The 20,243-nt window shown below is 62.3% G+C and carries 20 protein-coding genes; 11 read left to right on the top strand and 9 right to left on the bottom strand.

Features of this window, described 5'->3' with window-relative positions:
- Window positions 1-8 precede the first annotated feature (8 nt).
- From P3T43_RS09360 to P3T43_RS09350, 3 genes are read left to right on the top strand one after another with little or no spacing between them, the layout of a single operon-like run.
- Window positions 9-1,067 carry a sulfate/molybdate ABC transporter ATP-binding protein gene (locus tag P3T43_RS09360; RefSeq protein WP_429280754.1) on the top strand — a complete coding sequence of 353 codons (1,059 nt, stop codon included), beginning with the start codon at window positions 9-11 and terminating at the stop codon, window positions 1,065-1,067.
- Window positions 1,068-1,127: 60 nt separating this feature from the next.
- Complete coding sequence (locus tag P3T43_RS09355; RefSeq protein WP_429280753.1) at window positions 1,128-2,054, top strand: CysB family HTH-type transcriptional regulator; 927 nt, start codon at window positions 1,128-1,130, stop codon at window positions 2,052-2,054.
- Window positions 2,055-2,089: 35 nt separating this feature from the next.
- Window positions 2,090-3,124, top strand: a complete 1,035-nt coding sequence (locus P3T43_RS09350) for an asparaginase (protein ID WP_429280752.1) — start codon at window positions 2,090-2,092, stop codon at window positions 3,122-3,124.
- 396 nt (window positions 3,125-3,520) lie between these two features.
- On the opposite strand, the gene P3T43_RS09345 is transcribed toward P3T43_RS09350, so the two are convergent.
- The 3 genes from P3T43_RS09345 to gcl all read right to left on the bottom strand — a co-directional run bounded on the left by P3T43_RS09345 (window position 3,521) and on the right by gcl (window position 7,181).
- A complete protein-coding gene (locus tag P3T43_RS09345; RefSeq protein ID WP_429280751.1) occupies window positions 3,521-4,591 on the bottom strand; it encodes a 2-hydroxy-3-oxopropionate reductase in 1,071 nt (356 codons plus the stop codon).
- A complete protein-coding gene (gene hyi / locus P3T43_RS09340; protein WP_429280750.1) occupies window positions 4,479-5,288 on the bottom strand; it encodes a hydroxypyruvate isomerase in 810 nt (269 codons plus the stop codon). The genes P3T43_RS09345 and hyi overlap by 113 nt, the downstream gene beginning before the upstream one ends.
- A 117-nt stretch (window positions 5,289-5,405) precedes the next feature.
- A complete protein-coding gene (gene gcl / locus P3T43_RS09335; protein WP_429280749.1) occupies window positions 5,406-7,181 on the bottom strand; it encodes a glyoxylate carboligase in 1,776 nt (591 codons plus the stop codon).
- A gap of 241 nt (window positions 7,182-7,422) precedes the next feature.
- Here gcl and P3T43_RS09330 point away from each other — a divergent pair, with 241 nt between their 5' ends.
- The 6 genes from P3T43_RS09330 to P3T43_RS09305 all read left to right on the top strand — a co-directional run bounded on the left by P3T43_RS09330 (window position 7,423) and on the right by P3T43_RS09305 (window position 11,517).
- Window positions 7,423-8,337: a LysR family transcriptional regulator gene (locus P3T43_RS09330; RefSeq protein WP_429280748.1), complete on the top strand. Its 915-nt coding sequence runs from the start codon at window positions 7,423-7,425 to the stop codon at window positions 8,335-8,337.
- Window positions 8,338-8,510: 173 nt separating this feature from the next.
- A complete protein-coding gene (gene rpsF, locus P3T43_RS09325; RefSeq protein ID WP_429280747.1) occupies window positions 8,511-8,885 on the top strand; it encodes a 30S ribosomal protein S6 in 375 nt (124 codons plus the stop codon).
- A gap of 38 nt (window positions 8,886-8,923) precedes the next feature.
- Window positions 8,924-9,223, top strand: a complete 300-nt coding sequence (priB, locus tag P3T43_RS09320) for a primosomal replication protein N (protein ID WP_429280746.1) — start codon at window positions 8,924-8,926, stop codon at window positions 9,221-9,223.
- A 2-nt stretch (window positions 9,224-9,225) separates the two neighbouring features.
- Entirely contained in the window at window positions 9,226-9,501 is a 276-nt protein-coding gene (gene rpsR / locus P3T43_RS09315) for a 30S ribosomal protein S18 (protein ID WP_074264854.1), read from the top strand.
- 28 nt (window positions 9,502-9,529) lie between these two features.
- Window positions 9,530-9,982, top strand: coding sequence for a 50S ribosomal protein L9 (gene rplI / locus P3T43_RS09310; protein ID WP_429280745.1), 453 nt, complete (start codon window positions 9,530-9,532; stop codon window positions 9,980-9,982).
- Between the two features lie 149 nt (window positions 9,983-10,131).
- Window positions 10,132-11,517 (top strand): replicative DNA helicase, encoded by a 1,386-nt coding sequence (locus P3T43_RS09305; protein ID WP_429280744.1) that lies wholly within the window; start codon window positions 10,132-10,134, stop codon window positions 11,515-11,517.
- A 70-nt stretch (window positions 11,518-11,587) separates the two neighbouring features.
- Here P3T43_RS09305 and P3T43_RS09300 read toward each other — a convergent pair whose 3' ends face one another.
- A complete protein-coding gene (locus P3T43_RS09300; RefSeq protein ID WP_429280743.1) occupies window positions 11,588-12,337 on the bottom strand; it encodes a class I SAM-dependent methyltransferase in 750 nt (249 codons plus the stop codon).
- A 414-nt stretch (window positions 12,338-12,751) separates the two neighbouring features.
- On the opposite strand from P3T43_RS09300, the gene P3T43_RS09295 reads away from it, so the two are divergent.
- Together P3T43_RS09295 and P3T43_RS09290 are read left to right on the top strand one after the other, a co-directional pair.
- Window positions 12,752-13,378: a DUF47 domain-containing protein gene (locus P3T43_RS09295; RefSeq protein ID WP_429280742.1), complete on the top strand. Its 627-nt coding sequence runs from the start codon at window positions 12,752-12,754 to the stop codon at window positions 13,376-13,378.
- Window positions 13,378-14,388 (top strand): inorganic phosphate transporter, encoded by a 1,011-nt coding sequence (locus P3T43_RS09290; RefSeq protein ID WP_429280741.1) that lies wholly within the window; start codon window positions 13,378-13,380, stop codon window positions 14,386-14,388. Before P3T43_RS09295 ends, P3T43_RS09290 begins: the two co-directional genes overlap by 1 nt.
- A gap of 30 nt (window positions 14,389-14,418) precedes the next feature.
- Here the strand turns inward: P3T43_RS09290 and P3T43_RS09285 are convergent, their stop codons facing one another.
- From P3T43_RS09285 to P3T43_RS09265, 5 genes are all read right to left on the bottom strand, one after another.
- Window positions 14,419-15,225 (bottom strand): SDR family NAD(P)-dependent oxidoreductase, encoded by an 807-nt coding sequence (locus P3T43_RS09285; RefSeq protein WP_429280740.1) that lies wholly within the window; start codon window positions 15,223-15,225, stop codon window positions 14,419-14,421.
- A 114-nt stretch (window positions 15,226-15,339) separates the two neighbouring features.
- Window positions 15,340-16,410 carry an NlpC/P60 family protein gene (locus tag P3T43_RS09280; RefSeq protein WP_429280739.1) on the bottom strand — a complete coding sequence of 357 codons (1,071 nt, stop codon included), beginning with the start codon at window positions 16,408-16,410 and terminating at the stop codon, window positions 15,340-15,342.
- A 251-nt stretch (window positions 16,411-16,661) separates the two neighbouring features.
- Window positions 16,662-18,512, bottom strand: coding sequence for a PhoH family protein (locus tag P3T43_RS09275; protein WP_429280738.1), 1,851 nt, complete (start codon window positions 18,510-18,512; stop codon window positions 16,662-16,664).
- A gap of 344 nt (window positions 18,513-18,856) precedes the next feature.
- Complete coding sequence (locus P3T43_RS09270) at window positions 18,857-19,318, bottom strand: peroxiredoxin (RefSeq protein ID WP_429280737.1); 462 nt, start codon at window positions 19,316-19,318, stop codon at window positions 18,857-18,859.
- Window positions 19,319-19,338: 20 nt separating this feature from the next.
- The gene (locus tag P3T43_RS09265; RefSeq protein ID WP_429280736.1) at window positions 19,339-20,235 is read right to left on the bottom strand and encodes a polysaccharide deacetylase family protein; all 897 of its coding nucleotides are present in this window, start codon (window positions 20,233-20,235) and stop codon (window positions 19,339-19,341) included.
- Between the last annotated feature and the right edge of the window lie 8 nt (window positions 20,236-20,243).

Here is a 20,243-nt window from a genome sequence, read left to right as displayed (position 1 = left end):
AGTCTTGAATGGGCATCACCGTTCGTAACCTGCAAAAGCGCTTTGGCGATTTCACTGCGCTCGATAACGTCTCGCTCGACTTTCCGCCGGGCGAACTGGTTGCGCTGCTCGGGCCGTCGGGGTGTGGCAAGACCACACTGTTGCGCGTGATTGCCGGCCTCGAATACGCGGACTCAGGTCAGGTCGTGTTGCAGGGACAGGATGTCGCTACGGTGGGCGCGCGCGAGCGCCAGGTCGGCTTCGTGTTCCAGCATTACGCGCTGTTCCGTCACATGACCGTGTTCGAGAACGTTGCCTTCGGGCTGCGGGTGAAGCCGCGCAAGGAGCGGCCGTCGGAGGCGGTGATCCGCGAGAAGGTGCATGAGTTGCTGAAGCTCGTGCAACTGGACTGGCTGGCGCAACGCTATCCTTCGGAACTCTCGGGCGGACAGCGGCAGCGGATTGCGCTGGCGCGTGCGCTCGCGGTCGAGCCCAAGGTGTTGTTGCTGGACGAACCGTTCGGCGCGCTGGACGCGAAGGTCCGCAAGGAACTGCGTAGCTGGCTGCGCCGTCTGCACGACGATCTGCATATCTCGACGATCTTCGTGACGCACGATCAGGAAGAGGCGCTCGAAGTGGCGGACCGCATCGTGGTGATGAATCGCGGCCATGTGGAGCAGGTGGGCAGCCCGCAGGACGTGTACGATCATCCGCAGACTTCGTTTGTCTACGAGTTTCTCGGCGCGGCCAACCGGCTGCACGGCCAGGTCGATCAGCAGGGCTTCGTGGTGGACGGCGCGGCGTTGCCGGTCGCGGCGGCGGCCGGTTTCGAAGGCCCGGCGTTCGCGTACGTGCGGCCGCACGACCTGCAACTGTATCCGCAGGCTGCGGGGCATCGCGACGGCATCGTCGTGGATGTGCGGCGTGTCGTGACGCTCGGCGGCTCGGTGCGCGTCGAACTCGCCGGGCGCGAGGGCAATGTGCTCGAAGCGGAACTGGATCGCGAAGCGTGGCGGGCGCTGCAACTCGCGGTCGGCGACGGCGTAACGGCGGTGCCGCGTGCCCTGCGCGTCTTTCCGGCGCCTTGAGACTGGCTGGTTTAACCTATATTTCAAGAACTTAACTCTGGCTGAACCGGAGACATACAGATGAACTTCCAGCAACTGCGCTTTGTGCGCGAGGCCGTGCGCCAGAACATGAACCTGACCGAAGTGGCGAACGTGCTGTACACGTCGCAGTCGGGGGTGTCGAAACAGATCAAGGACCTCGAGGACGAACTCGGCGTCGACATCTTCATCCGGCGCGGCAAGCGTCTGACCGGGCTGACCGAACCGGGCAAGGCGGTGCACCAGCTGATCGAGCGGATGCTGCTCGACGCGGAGAACCTGCGCCGCGTCGCGCGTCAGTTTGCAGATCAGGACAGCGGCCATCTGGTGGTGGCGACCACCCACACGCAGGCGCGTTATGCGTTGCCCAAGGTGATCCGTCAGTTCACCGAGGTATTTCCGAAGGTCCATCTGGCGCTGCGCCAGGGCAGTCCGCAGCAGATCGCGCAGATGATCATCAATGGCGAAGCGGATATTGGCATCTCCACCGAAGCACTCGACCGCTTCCCGGACATCGTCACGTTCCCGTGCTATTCGTGGCATCACATCGTGGTCGTTCCGAAGGACCATCCGCTGGTGGGCCGCACGAACCTGACGCTCGATGAGATCGCCGAGTTTCCGATCGTGACCTACGATCAGGATTTCACCGGCCGCTCGCATATCGATCAGGCCTTCGCCAAGGCGGGCGCGCTGCCCGACGTTGTGTTGACCGCTATCGATGCGGACGTGATCAAGACCTATGTCGAACTCGGCATGGGCATTGGCATCGTCGCGGCCATGGCCTTCGATCCGAAGCGCGATACCGAACTGGTGGCGCTCGACACCGAGCATCTGTTCGAGGCCAGCACGACCCGTGTCGGCCTGCGCAAGGGGGCGTTCCTGCGCGCTTATGCGTATCGTCTGCTGGAAATGTTCGCGCCGCAGTTGAAGGAAGCGGATATCGCGGCGCAGTTACGCGCCGTGGACTGAGGTCGACGCATGGCGCATGGCTTACAATCGCCGCCATGAATACTTCGACTTCCTCCTCTTCGGTGACGCCGGCGGCGCAAGCGCTGCCGCGCATCGCCGTGCTGGCGACGGGCGGCACGATCGCCGGTTCCGCCGCCGATGTCACCAGTACTTCCGGTTACCAGGCCGGCGTGGTCGGCGTCGAGCGTTTGCTCGAAGCCGTGCCCGCGCTGTCGGGCGTGGCGCGAATCCAGCCTGAACAGATCGCGAGTGGCGACAGCAAGGACATGGCGCTCGCGCTCTGGACCACGCTCGCGCAGCGCGTCAACACGCTGCTGGCAAGCGATGAGATCGACGGCATCGTGATTACGCACGGCACGGATACGCTCGAAGAAACCGCGTACCTGCTGCATCTGACCGTCAAAGGGACCAAGCCGGTCGTGCTGACCGCGGCGATGCGCCCCGCGTCGGCGCTCTCCGCGGACGGCCCGCTGAATCTGCTCAATGCCGTGACGGTTGCCGCGAGCGCGGCGGCGCATGGGCAGGGCGTGCTGGTTGCCTTCAACAACCGGATTCATTGCGCGCGCGACGTCGTCAAGACCAGTACCTATGCGGTCGATGCATTCCAGTCCGTGGAAGTCGGCGCGCTTGGCTGGGTGCAGGACGGCCGCGTCGAATTTCAGCGCAAGGTCGTGCGTCCGCATACCGTCGACACGGAGTTCGTGATCGGCAGCCAGTGGCCGAACGTCGAGATCGTCACGAGCTATGCGGGTGCTTCGCGGATCGGCGTGGATGCGCTGGTGGCGGCGGGCGTGCGCGGCATCGTCGTGGCCGGCACGGGCAACGGTTCGATTCACGCGTCGCTGCAACAGGCGCTCGCGGACGCGGTGAAGCAGGGCGTCGTAGTGGTGCGGTCGTCGCGGGTCGGCTCGGGCCACGTCATGCGTAACGGCGCAGCGCCCGACGATGCGCTCGGTTTTATCACGGCAGGCGCGCTCAACCCCTACAAGGCGCGCGTGCTGCTGATGCTGGCACTCGCGGCGGGCGGCACGGGTGCCGTAGCGTTGCAGAAGATCTTCGATACGTATTGAGAGGACCGCCCGTGTGTCGATTCGTGCGGGGTGATCCGGAGGCTCAATAACTACGCGGCGATAGGGACACACTGTCCTTATCGCCGCGTAGTTATTTGTGGCGCGAAATTTGTGGCGCAAAATCCGACAGCCGGACACCCGACGACGACGTCTGACCGACCAAGGCTTCCCCGGCGTCGCCAGGTGCCGCTGCGGACCCCACTTGCCGCTCTCAGCCCAGAGCGGCTCGATTTGTCCAGTGCGATACGCGTGCCGCGCACCGTACCGGACGCCCCACCTGCCGGTTGCCGTCAAACGCACGGCAACCCATGTTGCTGCTCACTGAGCGCCGCAGCGAAGCTGTGGCTACCTCACGCCCCAACTTCAGCGGCGGCCCAGTGTGCGCCTGCGATGGCGTCAAGCCGCCTTCGCTTCCTTACCCGGCGCCTGAGCGACTTCGAAGTTCGCCATGATTTCCAGCGCGCGCACCATTGCGGAGTGATCCCACGCCTTGCCGCCGTTCGCGGCGCACACGCTGAACAGTTGCTGCGCGCTCGCCGTGTGCGGCAGCGCGATGCCGAGCTTGCGTGCGCCGTCAAGCGCGAGGTTCAGATCCTTCTGATGCAGTTCGATACGGAAGCCCGGATCGAAGGTGCGTTTGGTCATACGTTCGCCGTGCACTTCGAGAATCCGCGACGACGCGAAACCGCCCATCAGTGCTTTACGGACACGTTCCGGATCGGCGCCCGAACGCGCGGCGAACAGCAAGGCTTCGGCGACCGCTTCGATGTTCAGCGCGACGATGATCTGGTTCGCGACCTTGCAGGTTTGACCCGCGCCGTTCTCGCCGATCAGGGAAATGTTCTTACCCATCAGTTCGAACAGCGGTTTGGCGAGCGCGAAAGCTTTTTCCGGACCGCCGACCATGATCGTCAGGGACGCTTCGCGGGCACCGACTTCGCCACCCGACACCGGTGCGTCAAGGTAGTCGACGCCCAGCGCGTTGATTTTCTTCGCGAAGGCCTGCGTGTCGAGCGGGGAGATCGAGCTCATGTCGATCACCAGCTTGCCTTGCGTGAGACCTTTGGCGACGCCGTCGTCGGCGAACAGCACATTGGCGACGTCCGGCGTGTCCGGCACCATGATGATGACGATATCAGCCGCTTGCGCGACGGCGGTTGAGTTCGCGACCACCTCGGTCGTCTTGGCGAGATCTTCGGGCACCGGATATGCGCCGTTGACGAACAGCGAGTGACCGCCCTTGATGAGGTTGCGCGCCATATGGGCGCCCATGATGCCGAGGCCGATGAATCCGATCTTTGCCATTTGTGTATGTCTCCAGTAGGTTGAGGTAGAGTGTCCGGGCGGGGCGCGCTCAGGCGGCCACGTGTGCTGCGCCGCGTGCCTGGCCGGCCACGCGCTGGATCCAGTCCAGACCTTCGGTGGTGGTCGTGCGCGGCTTGTATTCGCAGCCGATGTAGCCGTCATAGCCGAGCGAATCGAGCAGGGTGAAGAGGAACGGATAGTTGATTTCACCCGTGCCCGGCTCGTTGCGCCCGGGGTTGTCGGCGAGCTGGATGTGCGCGATCGACGCCAGGTTCTTCCTGATGGTGGCGGCGAGTTCGCCCTCCATCCGCTGCATGTGATAGATGTCGTATTGCAGGAACAGGTTGTCCGAGCCGACGGCGCGAATCACGTCCAGCCCTTCGGACGAGCGGTTCAGCGCAAAGCCTGGGATATCGAACGAATTGCACGGCTCCACCAGCAACCTGATCCCTTCTTTTTTCAGTGCGGCGGCGGCGAAGCGAAGGTTGTCGACGATCGTCGCATGGGCGCGGCCGGGATCGACGCCGGGGCCGGGAATGCCGACGAGGCAGTTCAGTTGCGGCACGTTCAGGGCACGAGCGTATTCGATCGCGCGACCGACGCCTTCCTGAAACTCGCCGACCCGATCCGGCAGGCAGGCAATACCACGTTCACCGGCTTCCCAGTTGCCGGCGGGCAGGTTGTGCAGCACGAGCTTCAGACGGTTCTGCTGCAGACGCTCGGCCAGTTCCTCGCTCGAGTACGGATACGGGAACAGGAATTCGACGGCATGAAAGCCCGCGTCCGCTGCCGCTGCGAAGCGGTCGAGGAACGGGACTTCGTTGAACAGCATGGTGAGATTGGCTGCAAATTTCGGCATGGTGCTGGGGTCTCGCTGGTCGGTCAATGAAACAGCTTCGATCCGGCGGTGCGGCGCAAACCGCACGCCGTACTGCCTGATCGAGCAAATAAAACTGCTTAGGCTAACTGATCAAACTCAATCGAGCATGCTGATGGCGGTCGGGGCGTCCTGACGCTTCGCAGCCAGTTCTTCGAACTCGTTGATGGCGTCGATTTCGGTGCCCATCGAAATGTTGGTCACACGTTCGAGAATCACTTCGACGATCACCGGCACGCTGAACTCGGAGAGCATGGCTTGCGCTTTCTGCAGCGCCGGCTTGATCTCTTCCGGCTTGAACACACGGATCGCCTTGCAACCGAGACCTTCGGCCACCGCAACGTGATCCACGCCATAGCCGTTCACTTCCGGCGCGTTGATGTTGTCGAACGCGAGCTGCACGCAGAAGTCCATCTCGAAGGCACGCTGCGCCTGGCGGATCAGCCCGAGGTACGAGTTGTTCACGACCACGTGCACGTACGGCAGCTTGAATTGCGCGCCAACCGCGAGTTCTTCGATCATGAACTGGAAGTCGTAGTCGCCCGAGAGCGCGACGATCGGCCGTTGCGGGTCCGCAGCACGCACCCCGAGCGCTGCTGGAATGGTCCAGCCGAGCGGGCCGGCCTGGCCGCAGTTGATCCAGTTGCGCGCCTTGTAGACATGCAGGAACTGCGCGCCGGCGATCTGCGACAGACCGATCGTGCTCACGTAACACGTGTCGCGGCCGAACACCTGGTTCATCTCTTCGTACACGCGTTGCGGCTTGATCGGCACATTGTCGAAGTGCGTCTTGCGCAGCAACCTACGCTTGCGTTCCTGGCAGTCCGCGACCCACTCGCTGCGGTCCTTCAGCTTGCCGGCGGCCTTCCATTCCCTGGCCACTTCGACGAACAGTTCCAGCGCGGCCTTCGCGTCCGAGACGATGCCGAGGTCCGGTCCGAACACGCGGCCAATCTGCGTCGGTTCGATATCCACATGCACGAACTTGCGGCCCTTGGTATAGACCTCGACGCTGCCCGTGTGACGGTTCGCCCAGCGGTTGCCGATGCCGAGCACGAAGTCGGAGGCGAGCATCGTCGCGTTGCCGTAGCGGTGCGAGGTCTGCAGGCCAACCATGCCGGCCATCAGCGGGTGATCATCGGGGATCGCGCCCCACGACATCAGCGTCGGAATCACCGGCACGCCGACGATCTCCGCGAATTCCACGAGCAGGTCTTCCGCGGCGGCGTTCAGCACGCCGCCACCGGAGACGATCAGCGGTTTCGCGGAGTCGTTGAGCAGCGTGAGGGCGGCTTCGATCTGCTTGCGGGTCGCTTTCGGCTTGTAGACCGGCAGCGGTTCATAGGTGTCGATGTCGAATTCGATTTCGGCGAGTTGCACGTCGATCGGCAGGTCGACCAGCACCGGACCCGGACGTCCCGAGCGCATCAGATGAAACGCCTGCTGGAACACGCGCGGCACCAGCGCCGGTTCGCGCACGGTGACGGCCCACTTGGTGACTGGCTTGGCGATCGACTCGATATCGACGGCCTGGAAGTCTTCCTTGTACAGACGCGCCCGTGGCGCCTGACCCGTGATAGCCAGAATAGGAATCGAGTCGGCCTGCGCGGAGTACAAACCGGTGATCATGTCGGTGCCGGCGGGGCCCGACGTGCCGATACACACGCCGATGTTGCCCGGCTGCGCCCGCGTATAGCCTTCGGCCATATGCGAGGCGCCTTCGACGTGGCGCGCGAGCACATGGCTGATGTTGCCTGCCTTGCGCATGGCCGAATAGAACGGGTTGATAGCGGCGCCCGGTACACCGAAGGCGGTGTCGATGCCTTCTTTTTCGAGCACCAGCACGGCTGCGTCGACGGCTCTCATCTTGGCCATGAATGTCTCCTCTGAATGTCTATGAATGCGGATTACGGCGGCTGAGGTCAACTTTAGGCCTGCCCGAAAGGTTTGATAAGATCAGTCCGGGTCGCTTTTTTCGAAACAAAAAGTATGGAATGGTGGCAAGTGTGCGACACCGTGCCGTGCCGTGCTGTGCCGTGAGCCGTCAGGGCTGACGGCGCGGGCCACGCGCGCAATGGACAGCGCACCAGTACCCGCCGCCCGACAGGAGACGACAATGGACCGCTTCAAGCAGATCGAAACCTTCGTGCGTGTCGCCGATGCGGGCAGCCTGGCCGCCGCGGCGATGGAGGAGGGGGTGTCGCCGGTGATTCTCGGCCGGCGTATCGACGCGCTGGAAAAGCGTCTCGGCGTCAAGCTGATGTACCGTTCGACGCGGCGCCTCGTGGTCAGCGAAGAGGGCGCCGCGTTTCTGGAGCGCTGCCGCGGCCTGCTGTCGGAGTGGGATCAGGCGGAAAACGAACTGGCGGCGGGCCGCCGGGCGGTGAGCGGGCACCTGATCGTGTCCGCGCCGGCCGCCTTCGGCCGCAAGCATGTCGCGCCGCTCGCGCCGCCGTTTCTCGCCGACAAACCGGAATTGCAGCTGTCATTCAACCTGACCGACCGCGTGGTGGATCTGGTGCGCGAAGGCTATGACCTGTCGATTCGCATCGGCGGGGCGGTCGATCCGAATTTCGTGGCGGTGAAGCTGGCCTCGAACCGGCGCGTGGTGTGCGGCACGCCGGAATACTTCCGCAAACACGGCAAGCCGAAGACGCTCGAGGACCTGCCGCAGCACAACTGCCTCGCCTTCAACCTGCAAGGGGGCCAGAACCGCGGCTGGTATTTTCGACGCAACGGCAAGCTGGCGACGGTGCGGGTCGGCGGCACGCTCGATTGCAACGACGGGGAATTGCTGCACCGCTGGGCGTCCGAAGGGCTGGGGCTGGGCTGGCGTTCGACCTGGGAAATCCATCAGCAACTCGCGCGTGGCGAACTGGAAACCGTGCTGGACGAGTTCGCGCTGCCGGACTACGACATCCTCGCGGTCTATCCGCAGCAGCGTTATGTGCCGGCAAAAGTGCGCTATTTCATCGACTATCTGAAAGACGTCTACGCCAGCAAGGATTACTGGAATCAGGCCACCTACTAGCGGCTCGGGCGGCCCGCACCGTCTAAGCCCTTGAAAATACGTCTGAATCAGGCGCCCGATTAACGGGATATGTTGCAACCCGTCCCCATTCAGGCTACAATCTTCGGCTTCTCACTTGCCACACCGGTTCCGACGCCCGGGTGGCTTTAATCCACAAGTCATTAGGAGTGTGTATGCGTCATTATGAAATCGTCTTTATCGTGCACCCCGATCAGAGCGAGCAAGTGCCCGCCATGATCGAGCGTTACAAGACCACGATCGCCACGCACGGTGGCCAGATCCACCGTATCGAAGACTGGGGCCGTCGCCAACTGGCCTACATGATCGAGAAACTCGCGAAGGCCCATTACGTCTGCATGAACATCGAATGCGACCAGACCACGCTCGACGAGCTGGAACACGCATTCAAGTTCAACGACGCCGTTCTGCGTCACCTGATCGTCAAGATGAAGAAGGCCGAAACCGGCCCGTCGCCGATGATGAAGGAAGTGCAGCGCGAAGAAGCCAAGAAGGCAGCTGCTACGCAGCCGTCCGAAGCGCAGGCTTAAGACACACTATTTAAGCTACCAGGTAAAGCGTCGTTCTCGTGAATCGGCTGCAACTCTCAGCCAGCGTCGTCGAACGCGAACCGGTGCGGTACACCCCCGCCGGCGTTCCGATCGCAAGCTGTACGTTGCAACACCGCACTGAAGTCGTCGAAGCCGGCATTGCCCGGCAAGTTGAATTGACGATGCCAGCGGTGGCGGCCGGCGAGGCGAGCGGCAAGCTGGAAAACTGTGTGATGGGCGTCGAAACGCTCTTCACCGGTTTCCTGGCAAAGAAAAGCCGCAACGCCAGAACCCTGGTATTTCACATCACAGCATTGCAGGACATTGGAAAGGACTGAACATGCCCCGCCCGACTGGTAAGAAATTCGACAAGCGTCGTCAGCAACAAAATCCGCTCTTCAAGCGCAAGAAGTTCTGCCGTTTCACGGCAGCTGGTGTCGATCAGATCGACTACAAAGACATCGAAACGCTGAAGGACTTCATCGGCGAAAACGGCAAGATCACGCCGGCGCGTCTCACGGGTACGAAGTCGCACTATCAACGCCAGCTGGATACGGCAATCAAGCGCGCGCGTTTCCTCGCGCTCGTGCCGTACACCGACCAGCACAAGGCCTAACCCGACGACGCGACAAGGAGCAATCAGAATGCAAGTTATTCTTCTGGAAAAAGTCGTCAACCTGGGCAACCTGGGCGACATCGTCAAGGTGAAGGACGGTTACGCACGTAACTTCCTGATCCCGAACAAGCACGCACGCCGCGCAACGAAAGACGCTATCGCTGAATTCGAAGTTCGCCGCGCAGAACTGGAAAAGGTTGCTGCTGAAAAGCTGGCAGCTGCTCAAGCTCAAGGCGAAAAGCTGGCAGGCTCGACGGTTCAGATCGGCCAGAAGGCTGGCGTCGACGGCCGTCTGTTCGGCTCGGTGACGAACGCTGACATCGCTGACGCACTGGCCAAGCAAGGCTTCGCAGTGGAAAAGGCGCAAGTGCGCCTGCCGGAAGGCCCGCTGAAGATGGTCGGCGACCACGCTGTGCAAGTTTCGCTGCACACCGACGTGCTGGTCGATGTGACGGTGTCGGTGCTGGGCGAACACGTTTAAGCATCTTCACAGTATTGGCCAGGTAGTTTGACTGGCGGAAGGCAGGTGCCGGGTGACCGGCTCCTGCCTTTTTTGTTGGCCGGTTTTGGTTCGCAAACACGTATCTTTTCGATTTCCTCCGCGCTCATTTACCCCGATAATTCCATCCCATGAACGCACCGTCCAAAGATCCCCAGCTCGAGTCGCTGAAAGTCCCGCCGCATTCGATCGAGGCCGAACAATCGGTGCTGGGCGGCCTCCTGCTCGACAACGCCGCATGGGACCGCATTGCCGACTTCCTGTCGCAGAGCGACTTCTACCGCTATGACCACCGCATCATCTTCGAACACATCGGCAAGCTGATCGCGGCAACGCGTCCGGCCGACGTAATCACGGTCTATGAAGCGCTCGGCACCTCGGGCAAGGCGGAGGAGGTCGGCGGCCTGGCGTATCTGAACGCGCTGGCGCAAAACACGCCGAGCGCGGCCAATATTCGCCGTTACGCGGAAATCGTGCGCGATCGCGCCGTGTTGCGCCGGCTGGTGTCGGTCGCGGACGAAATCTCGGCGGATGCCTTCAATCCGCAGGGTAAAGAAGTCCGTCAATTGCTAGACGAGGCTGAATCCAAAGTGTTCTCGATCGCCGAGGACGGCGCGCGGGGCACGCAGGGCTTTCTGGAAATCGGGCCGTTGCTCACGCAAGTGGTGGAGCGGATCGACACGCTGTATCACACCGCCAATCCAAGCGACGTGACCGGCACGCCGACGGGCTTCGTCGACCTCGACCGGATGACTTCCGGCATGCATGGCGGCGAACTCATCATCGTAGCCGGCCGGCCGTCGATGGGTAAGACGGCGTTCTCGATGAATATCGGCGAGTACGTCGCCGTAGAGTACGGTTTGCCGGTTGCGGTGTTTTCCATGGAAATGCCTGGCACCCAACTCACCATGCGTATGCTCGGCTCGGTCGGCCGGCTCGATCAGCACCGTATGCGTACCGGCCGTTTGACCGACGAAGATTGGCCGAAGCTGACACATGCCGTACAGAAGATGAGCGAAGCGCAAATCTTCATCGACGAAACCGGCGGTTTGAACCCGATGGAATTGCGCTCGCGGGCGCGCCGGTTGTCGCGCCAGTGCGGCAAGCTGGGCCTGATTATCATCGACTATCTGCAGTTGATGAGCGGTTCGTCTTCCGGCGAAAACCGAGCGACGGAAATCTCGGAAATCTCGCGCTCGCTCAAGAGTCTGGCCAAGGAACTCGATGTGCCGGTGATTGCGTTGTCGCAGTTGAACCGGGGCTTGGAACAACGCCCGAACAAACGTCCGATCATGTCGGACTTACGCGAATCGGGCGCTATCGAGCAGGATGCCGACGTGATCCTGTTCATTTACCGCGACGAAGTCTACAACCCGGACAGCCCGGACAAGGGCACGGCAGAAATCATCATCGGTAAGCAGCGTAATGGTCCAATTGGTCCCGTTCGGCTCACGTTCCACGGTCAATTCACGAAGTTCGATAACTTTGCGGGCGCGCAGAATTTCTACAGCGAATAAAACCTGTTGTTCCGGCATCCAGGCCCGCTGAGCGCGGGCCTTTTCGTGTCCACGATGGCCACGCGTCGCGTCATCTCAGACAAACATATTGCCGATAGCTGAATTTTCGCAACGAGGCATAGCGGCCCAGATAGCGGTCGAGGCTGACGAATTGTCGCTGCATGAAGCCGCGCAGCAGGTACAGCGAGGCCATCTGCACGTAGATCATCTCCGGGAATTCCGTGTGAACCTGGAAATGCTTGCGCAACTCGTCGATTTCGCCCGGCGCAAGCGGAGATTCGTCGACGTCTCCGTATTTCGGTACCCAGAACTTGCCGATGACATGATTGCGGAACCACATCATGGCGTTGCTCCGGCCGTTATTTTCGAAGAAGAACGCACGGCCCCCCGGTTTAATGGCGTGGCGCAAGGTCTGCGCAAACTGCCCGAACGGTTCGATGTGGTGAAGGATCATCGCGCCGAACACCAGATCGACCGTGCCTAGCGTCGCAATCTGCAGAGCGGGCAGCTCGACCGGTGTGATGTTGTCGATCCGCTGCTGGGTGCAATAGCGTTTGAGGTTGGCAATGGCAACCTCGCTGAGATCGATGCTGATCACCCTCGCGCCGAGCGAAGCGAAAAACAGCGACGACGCCCCCGAGCCGCAGCCCACATCGACCAGCGTCTTGCCACGCACGTCGCCGAAATGCTCGACCGCGCGTTTGAATACCGCGTTGTCGACGTCGGGAATATCAACGTGATGGGTCGCCGCGTCGCCATGGTTTTGAAACGCTTCATTCCAGAACTGCCGGGCCTTCGCCTGTTGCATGGTTTCTTCCATGAAGGATCTCCTTGGAGCACACGGCGAAATGGGTACGGCACACGGTGGTACGAGGTCTGACGCGGTACGCCGCGCAAGATAGCCGCGACAACTCGACGATGTGTGGTTCGTACGCGCGGCGCGAAGCCCCGTGCGTCTTCCCGCTAATCAGACGAAATACTGTGGCGTCGTTTCGAATGCCAGTGTCATGACGCGGTCCCGCTATCTGGAGTCAGTCGATCCCGGCAGAAGGTTCCATCACAAGACGCCAGCGGGCAGGCAGGATCGGATAGAATCGCGATCTGTCACGGAGCTGTCATGTCGATGAGTGCGGCACAGCATTTCAGACAGTGCCCGTAAAGCCCCGGCCGTTTCGTGCGGCAATGTTGGTAAACGATTGGTTTTGCTGCATAAAATTGCTTTTCGGAGCCCAGAATGTTCGGTCGATTCATGCCCACCGAGGGCAAGTTCTTTGAAATTTTTAACGAGCACGCCAAGTGCATTGTCTCGGCGAGCCACGAACTCGAGCTGCTGATCGACAATCTGCAGGACGCCGAGATCCATAAGCAAAACGTGCAGAAGGCCGAAAAGGCTGCCGACAAGCTGACGCACGAGACGATCGATCTGCTGCACAAGACGTTCATCACGCCGCTCGACCGCGACGAAATCCATAAGCTGATCACCACGATGGACGACATCCTCGACCTGATGGAGGACGTCGCCACCGCCATTTCCCTGTATGACGTGCAGGCCGTGACGTCCGAGGCGAGCCAGTTGGCGCACATCTGCACCGCGACGGCCGAGCGCGTGCAGTTTGCGGTCAGCCTGCTGTCGGACATGAAGCAGGCAAGCCAGATACTCAAGGCGTGCGAGGAAATCGACCGGCTGGAATCGGAAGCCGACCGCGTGCTGCGCGCGGGCATCTCGAAGCTCTTCCGCGAGGAAGACAACGTCAAAACGCTCATCAAGCTGAAGGCGATCTACGAACTGCTCGAAACCATCACCGACAAGTGTGAGGACGTGGCGAACATTCTCGAAGGCATCGTGCTGGAAAACGCCTGATGCAATCGATACAACTTGCTATCTGGGCCGTCGCGCTGCTGGTCGCCGTATCGCTGGTGTTCGACTTCATGAACGGCTTTCACGACGCGGCGAATTCAATCGCCACCGTTGTGTCGACCGGCGTTCTCAAGCCGCAACAGGCCGTCGCTTTCGCGGCGGCGTTCAATGTCGTGGCTTATTTCATCTTCCACCTGAAAGTCGCGCAGACGGTCGGCAAGGGGACGATCGATCCGGCCATCGTTGATCACTACGTGATCTTCGGCGCCCTGGTCGGCGCGATCGGCTGGAACATCGTTACCTGGCACTACGGCATTCCGTCCAGCTCGTCGCATGCGCTGATCGGCGGCCTGGTGGGCGCGGCGCTCGCCAAGTCGGGCTGGCATTCGCTGAACTTCGACGGTCTGATGAAGACGGTGGCGTTCATCTTTATCTCGCCGCTGCTCGGCTTCGTGCTCGGTTCGTTCTTCATGCTGGCCGTTTCGTGGATCTACTTCCGGACGCCGCCCAGCAAGGTCGACCGGCGCTTCCGCCGTCTGCAGCTGATTTCTGCCGGCCTGTATAGCCTTGGGCACGGCGGCAACGATGCGCAGAAGACCATCGGTATCATCTGGATGCTGCTGATCGCCACCGGCTATGCCTCGTCGATCGCCGACGCGCCGCCGCTGTGGGTCATCGGCGGGTGCTATCTGTCCATGGGGCTAGGCACGCTGTTTGGCGGCTGGCGCATCGTGCGCACGATGGGGCAGAAAATCACCAAGCTAAAGCCCGTTGGCGGCTTCTGCGCGGAATCGGGCGGCGCGATCACGCTCTTTATCGCGTCGTTCCTCGGTATTCCGGTGTCCACCACCCACACGATTACCGGCGCCATCGTCGGCGTGGGCGCGACCCAGAAGCTCAGCGCCGTGCGTTGGGGCGTGGCTGGCAATATCGTCTGGGCGTGGATTCTGACGATTCCCGCTTCGGCAGTACTCGCCGCAGCGGGCTGGTGGCTTGGCCACCGTTTCCTGTAACGCCTGATCCCTCTGGCAGCGGCGCGGCCTTCAGATGAGCGGCGCGCTGCCTCCATCCATCGGCACGATCGCGCCCGTCACATAGCTGGCGCGGCGGCTCGCCAGAAACAGCGCGACGTCGGCAATTTCCTCCGGTCTGGCGTAGCGCCCAAGCGGCACCTTGGCCTGACCGCGTGCCAGCGCCTCCTTGGTGTCGATCCCTTGCTGGCCGGCTTCCAGCTTCAACGCTTCTTCGACGCGTTCGGTCAAGGTTGCGCCCGGATTGATGGCGTTGATGCGGATGCCGTAACGCGCGTAGTAATGCGCAAGGCCGACGGTCGCGAGCATCAGCGCGGCGTTGGCAGCGCCGCCGGCGATGTGGATATCGCTGGCCATCTTGCCGCCCATCCCGATGATATTGACGATCGTGCCCGGCTCCGCGGCTTCACCCGATTTCGCGCGTTCCGCCATGCGGCGCAGCACTTCCTGCTGCGGATAGATGTACGGGAAATACTTGGCCTCCATGGTGGCCTTGAAGGCGGCGGCGTCGAGCGTTTCCGGGTCGTAGCGGCGGGCGGCGCCCGCGCTGTTGATCAGCACGTCGATCGGTCCGACGGCGGTGGTGACTTCTTCGACGATGTCTGCCGCGCCATGCGGCTCGTGCAGGTCGGCGCGCGTCAGGTGCACATGCAGGCCCTCGCTCGCCAGTTGTTCGCGGGCGCGGGCGAGATTGGCCGGGTCGCGCGAGACGATCGCCACCTTCGCGCCTTCGGCCGCGAACGCGCGAGCGCAGGCAAGGCCAATCCCTTTGCTGCCGCCAGTGACCAGTACGACTTTGTCCTTCAGTCCAAGATCCATGTTGAGCACCTGCCGTCAAAGGAATATCGGGGACGATAGCAGATAGCATAGTCGCCCGGATTCACGGGCGCTTTCAATTGCAGGAATCAGATGAGCGCAGCGGGCGCTTGCCGCTCAGAAGTTGCCGTTTGCGAAATGGGCGATCGGGTCGTCGCTGGATTGCGTGGGGGCGGGAATGGCTCGCGAGTGGGTCGAGGCGCGCATGATCTGCACGCCGCCGTTCGAGTCGACCTGCTGTTCCTGGCGAGCCGCGACGGAGGCGGGCGGGGGCGGTTCGAAGGCGTCGGCGGCGGCGTCGATGGGATCCGGTGCGCGGGCGACGCTCGCGGGGACGGCGGCGGAACGCGACGGCGCGTCCGCGGCAGATGCGGCAGCGGTCGCATCCATGGCGCTTGCGCTGCCTTGAGGCGGTTCGACGGCAAGGTTCGCGGGTGTGACTGCGCCTGCTTCCCGCGCCTGGGTCTGCGCGGCGCTCATTGCAGAGGGCGGCGGCTCGAAGGCATCAGCGGATGCTGCTACGGGCGTAGGCGCGGGTTGGGCCGCGCCCGCATAAGCCGCTTGCGAGTCCGTCGGAACCGGAGCCCCACGCTGCGGCGACGGGTTAGATGCCTGATAAGTCGGTGTTTCGAACGGCGTCGGCGCGTGCGTGGGCGCAGCCACGCGGCGTATGCCGTCGAAACGCTTGGCCCAGTACGGATTGGTCAGGTAGTCGATACGAACCGTACCGCCCGTCGACGGCGCGTTGACGAACCGCAGCTTGCCCACATAAATGCCGACATGCGAGTGGGGCCGCCCGGTCGTATTGAAGAAGATCAGGTCGCCGGGTGCGACTTCGTCGGGGTCGATGGACTCGCCGCTTCCGCTCATATCGGCGGTGGTGCGCGGCAGATTCACCGAGGCCGAGCGTGCGACGACGTAACGAACCAGGCCGCTGCAATCGAACCCGCTATCCGGCGTATTACCGCCCCAACGGTATGGAATGCCCACGAGGCTCATGGCCTGAATGGAGATTTCCTCTCGCCCGACGCTGTGATCGACGAAGTTTGGAAAGCCCGGCGGCGTGGTGTGCCAGGCGCCATTGGACGCTGTCGACGCACCGCCCGAGCTGCGCGAAATCCGCTGCGGCGCGCTGGAGCAGGCGGCGAGCAGCAGAAGGATCAGCAGCGAAAACCCAAGTCGGCGCATGAAGACAAGGCGAGCGTAAACACTCGCTTAAGGCGGGCGATGTCGCGATGGTAGCCCGTCCACCTTGGCGTGAGCAAGCGAAGTTGATAAATGACTTGAAGTTTACGCGCTAAGTGTTGCTTTGCCGGATGCGAATGCCAGACCTTCCGCACGCTGCCGCACGGGCCTCGATAAACGAAAGAAAGCCGCGCCGGTATGACCCGGGCGCGGCTTTCGGACTTCGGCAACAGTAAAAAGTAAACCGATCGAGCCTACAGGATGTCGGACGCGTAATCCGCCAGACGGGAGCGCTCGCCGCGCGCCAGCGTCACATGCCCGCTGTGCGCCCAGCCCTTGAAGCGATCCACGACATACGTGAGGCCCGAACTGCCTTCCGTCAGATACGGCGTATCGATCTGCGCGATGTTGCCGAGACAAATGATCTTCGTCCCAGGGCCGGCACGCGTCACCAACGTCTTCATCTGCTTAGGCGTCAGATTCTGCGCCTCGTCGATGATGAGGTACTTATCGACGAAAGTCCGGCCGCGCATGAAGTTCATGCTTTTGATCTTCAGGCGCGAACGGATCAGTTCCTGGGTGGCAGCGCGGCCCCATTCACCGGCGGCATCGTCGGTTTTCTGCAGCACTTCGAGGTTGTCGTCGAATGCACCCATCCACGGCTGCATCTTTTCCTCTTCCGTACCCGGCAGGAAGCCGATGTCCTCGCCGACCGGCACCGTGGCGCGCGTCACGATGATCTCGTTGTAACGCTTGTCGTCGAGCACTTGCGCAAGACCTGCCGCCAGCGCAACCAGCGTCTTGCCGGTACCGGCCTGACCCAGCAGCGTGACGAAATCGATCTCCGGATTCATCAACAGGTTGAGCGCAAAATTCTGCTCGCGATTGCGCGCCGTGATGCCCCACACGTTGTTTTTGTGGTGACCGTAGTCGCGCAAGGTCTGCAGCAGGGCAGTCTTGCCGTTCAGTTCACGCACCAGCGCGTGGAACGCCGGCTCGCCGTTCTGCGGTTCCAGATACACGAACTCGTTGACCAGCATCGAGGCGCACAGCGGACCGGTCACACGGTAATACGTGGTGCCTGTCTTGGTGTCCTGCCAGCTCTCCATGCCCTTGGCGTGCTTGGTCCAGAAGTCCTGCGGCAGGGCGCGGATACCGGAGTACAGCAGGTCCTTGTCTTCGAGAACCTGGTCGTTGAAGTAGTCTTCAGCGGGCAGACCCAGCGCGTGCGCCTTGATGCGCATGTTGATGTCTTTCGACACCAGCACGACCTGGCGATCCATGCGATCGCGCTGCAGCGCGCGCACGACGCCGAGAATCTGGTTGTCCGCCTTGCCTTGCGGCAGGCCTTCAACCGGCTCGATATCGGTCAGCTTGGTCTGGAAGTACAGACGTCCGGCGGCTTCGCGGCTGCCAAGGCGCGATAGCGAAATGCCTTCCGACATATCGCCGCCGTTGGCAACCAGTGCGTCCAGCGTGCGGCTCACCTGGCGCGCATTCCGCGCGACTTCCGACATGCCCTTCTTGTGGTTGTCGAGTTCTTCCAACGTCATCATCGGCAGATAGACGTCGTGTTCCTCGAAACGGAAGAGGCAGGTCGGATCGTGCATCAGCACGTTCGTGTCGAGCACGAACAGCTTGCGGGTTTCGACCTGCTCGGCCGCACTGCCGCGTTTTTTGGCGCTGCCGCGGGTGGCGGCGGCCGGCGCGGCCGTGGTGGTGCTGGCCGGCTGCTTGCCGGCGCGCACCACTACCGGTTCGGCTGTGGAAGGCTCGGCGCGTGCTGATTCCTCCCGCGCTGTGGGAGCAGGCACAGGTTGCAGCAAGGCCGCGGTCTGTTTGGTTTTGCGGCCGCGAGCGGGAGCGGCTGGCTCGACGCTGGCGGAAGAAGCTGCCGAAGAGGCAGGAACCGGCCGCAGCGTGGAGGCTGCGTTGGCAGCGCGCGCCATGGGTGTGGCGACGCTGGCGGGGCCGAAATCGGCCGACTCTGCTTGCTCCCCTTCGGTCGTCTGTTTTTTCGCGGACCGGGCGGGTGTGGCGCGGGCCTTGTATTCGTCAGGCGGTAAAAGATTGCCGAGCTTGCTGGGTGCGGTAGGCAAAGGCATGGTTTCCCTCGAAAAAATCGGGTCACATATCGTGCGCCGCCTGTCGCATTCTGCCGGTGTGCCGGAAGGCACACGCAGTTTGCGCCCGGAGGCGCGCTTTCGGTCTAGAAATGCCGGTTCGCCTGAGTTTCGATCGGCTCCTTGACGAGAGCGCGTGGCCGAACAAATGAACGGCTTCGCGCAATTAAAAAAGCCGCCGCCCCGGAAAACGGGGCAAGCGGCTCGACTTCGGTCATCGCGTTGCGCCTCACGGCCTCATCAACAACGTGAGAGGCGTGACATGCGGCGCAGCCGCGGGAAGAATGGGGTGGACAGGCACTCATTGCAGCCCAATATAACGCGCCTCACAGCGCTTGTACAGCCTCCAGAATTTCATCGACATGACCTGGTACTTTCACGCCACGCCACTCGTGGCGCAGGACACCCTCGCTGTCGATGACAAACGTGGAGCGCTCGATTCCACGTACTTCTTTGCCATACATTTTCTTCATTTTGATGACGCTGAAGAGCGCGCAGAGGGTTTCTTCCGCATCGGAGATCAGCGGGAAGGGCAGCTCGAGCTTGGCCTTGAAATTCTCGTGCGAGCGCAGGCTGTCACGCGACACACCAAGGATCTCGGCGCCGGCCTTCCTGAACTTCGGATACAGGTCGCGGAACTGCAGACCTTCAGTGGTGCAGCCGGGCGTGTTGTCCTTCGGATAGAAATACAGCACCACCTTCTTGCCCCGCAGACTGGACAGCGTGATGTCGCCACCGGTTGCGGGGGCGGTGAAGTCGGGGACGGGTTGGTCGACTGCGATGGGCACGAGGTTCTCCGGTGGTTTTGTTATGACGGCTGGACGATCAGTTCGCCGGAGCGCCCTGAAATCTCACCCCACGTGACAGGGTACGATGGCAACGTACTACGGTCTAGCGCGGCGTGGTAATCGCCCATGGTTGCGAACGTGTGACCTTGCGCGCGCCAGCCTTCCAGCAACTGTTCGAAGATGGGCGCGAGCTTTTGCCCTTCGAGTTCGGCGTGCAGTGTGAACACCTGATCGTGCGGATTGTTCTCGGTGCGCTTCAACATCCACGCAGCCACGTTGTCCAGTTCGACACCGTCGACGCCCAGCACTTCGTCGAGCGTGGGCAGCGTGGTCGGCATCTGCACGTGCGCAAGCGGCTTGCCGTTCACCACCGGGAAATAGGGTGAATGGCCGCGTCCGTCGGACGCGTACCGCATGCCCCAGGCATCGATCTGCTCGAAGGCGTGCTCGTTCATCTGCCAGCCGGCTGCACCGTGCGTGACGGGCGGCGCGCCGAAGATATCGACGAAACGCTCATGGCTCTTCTGCATCTGCGCGACGGTCCAGTCGCGCGCCCGCGTGCGCACGTTGTCCTGCCAGTAGACGTGGTCCCACGTGTGGATACCGCATTCGAAACCGGCTTCGTGGATCGCACGCATCTCGGACGACGCCCGCGCGCCGATATCGGGCCCCGGCAGCAGCACGCCGTACATCAATTGCTTGACGCCGTAGTGCTCGACCACCGAGGTTCGCGACACCTTCTGCAGAAAGCCCGGCCGCAGCACGCGGCGCATCGCCCAACCCGTGTGATCGGGTCCGAGGCTAAAGAGAAAAGTGGCGCGCGCCTTGAAGCGGTCGAAGATACGGGCCAGATTCGGCACCCCTTCGCGGGTGCCGCGCAACGTGTCGACGTCGATCTTCAGGACGATACGAGGCAAGGCGCGGC

The sequence above is a fragment of the Paraburkholderia sp. GAS41 genome (assembly GCF_050436545.1).
Classification (GTDB): domain Bacteria; phylum Pseudomonadota; class Gammaproteobacteria; order Burkholderiales; family Burkholderiaceae; genus Paraburkholderia.
This window is presented reverse-complemented; position numbering and strand designations above follow the sequence as displayed.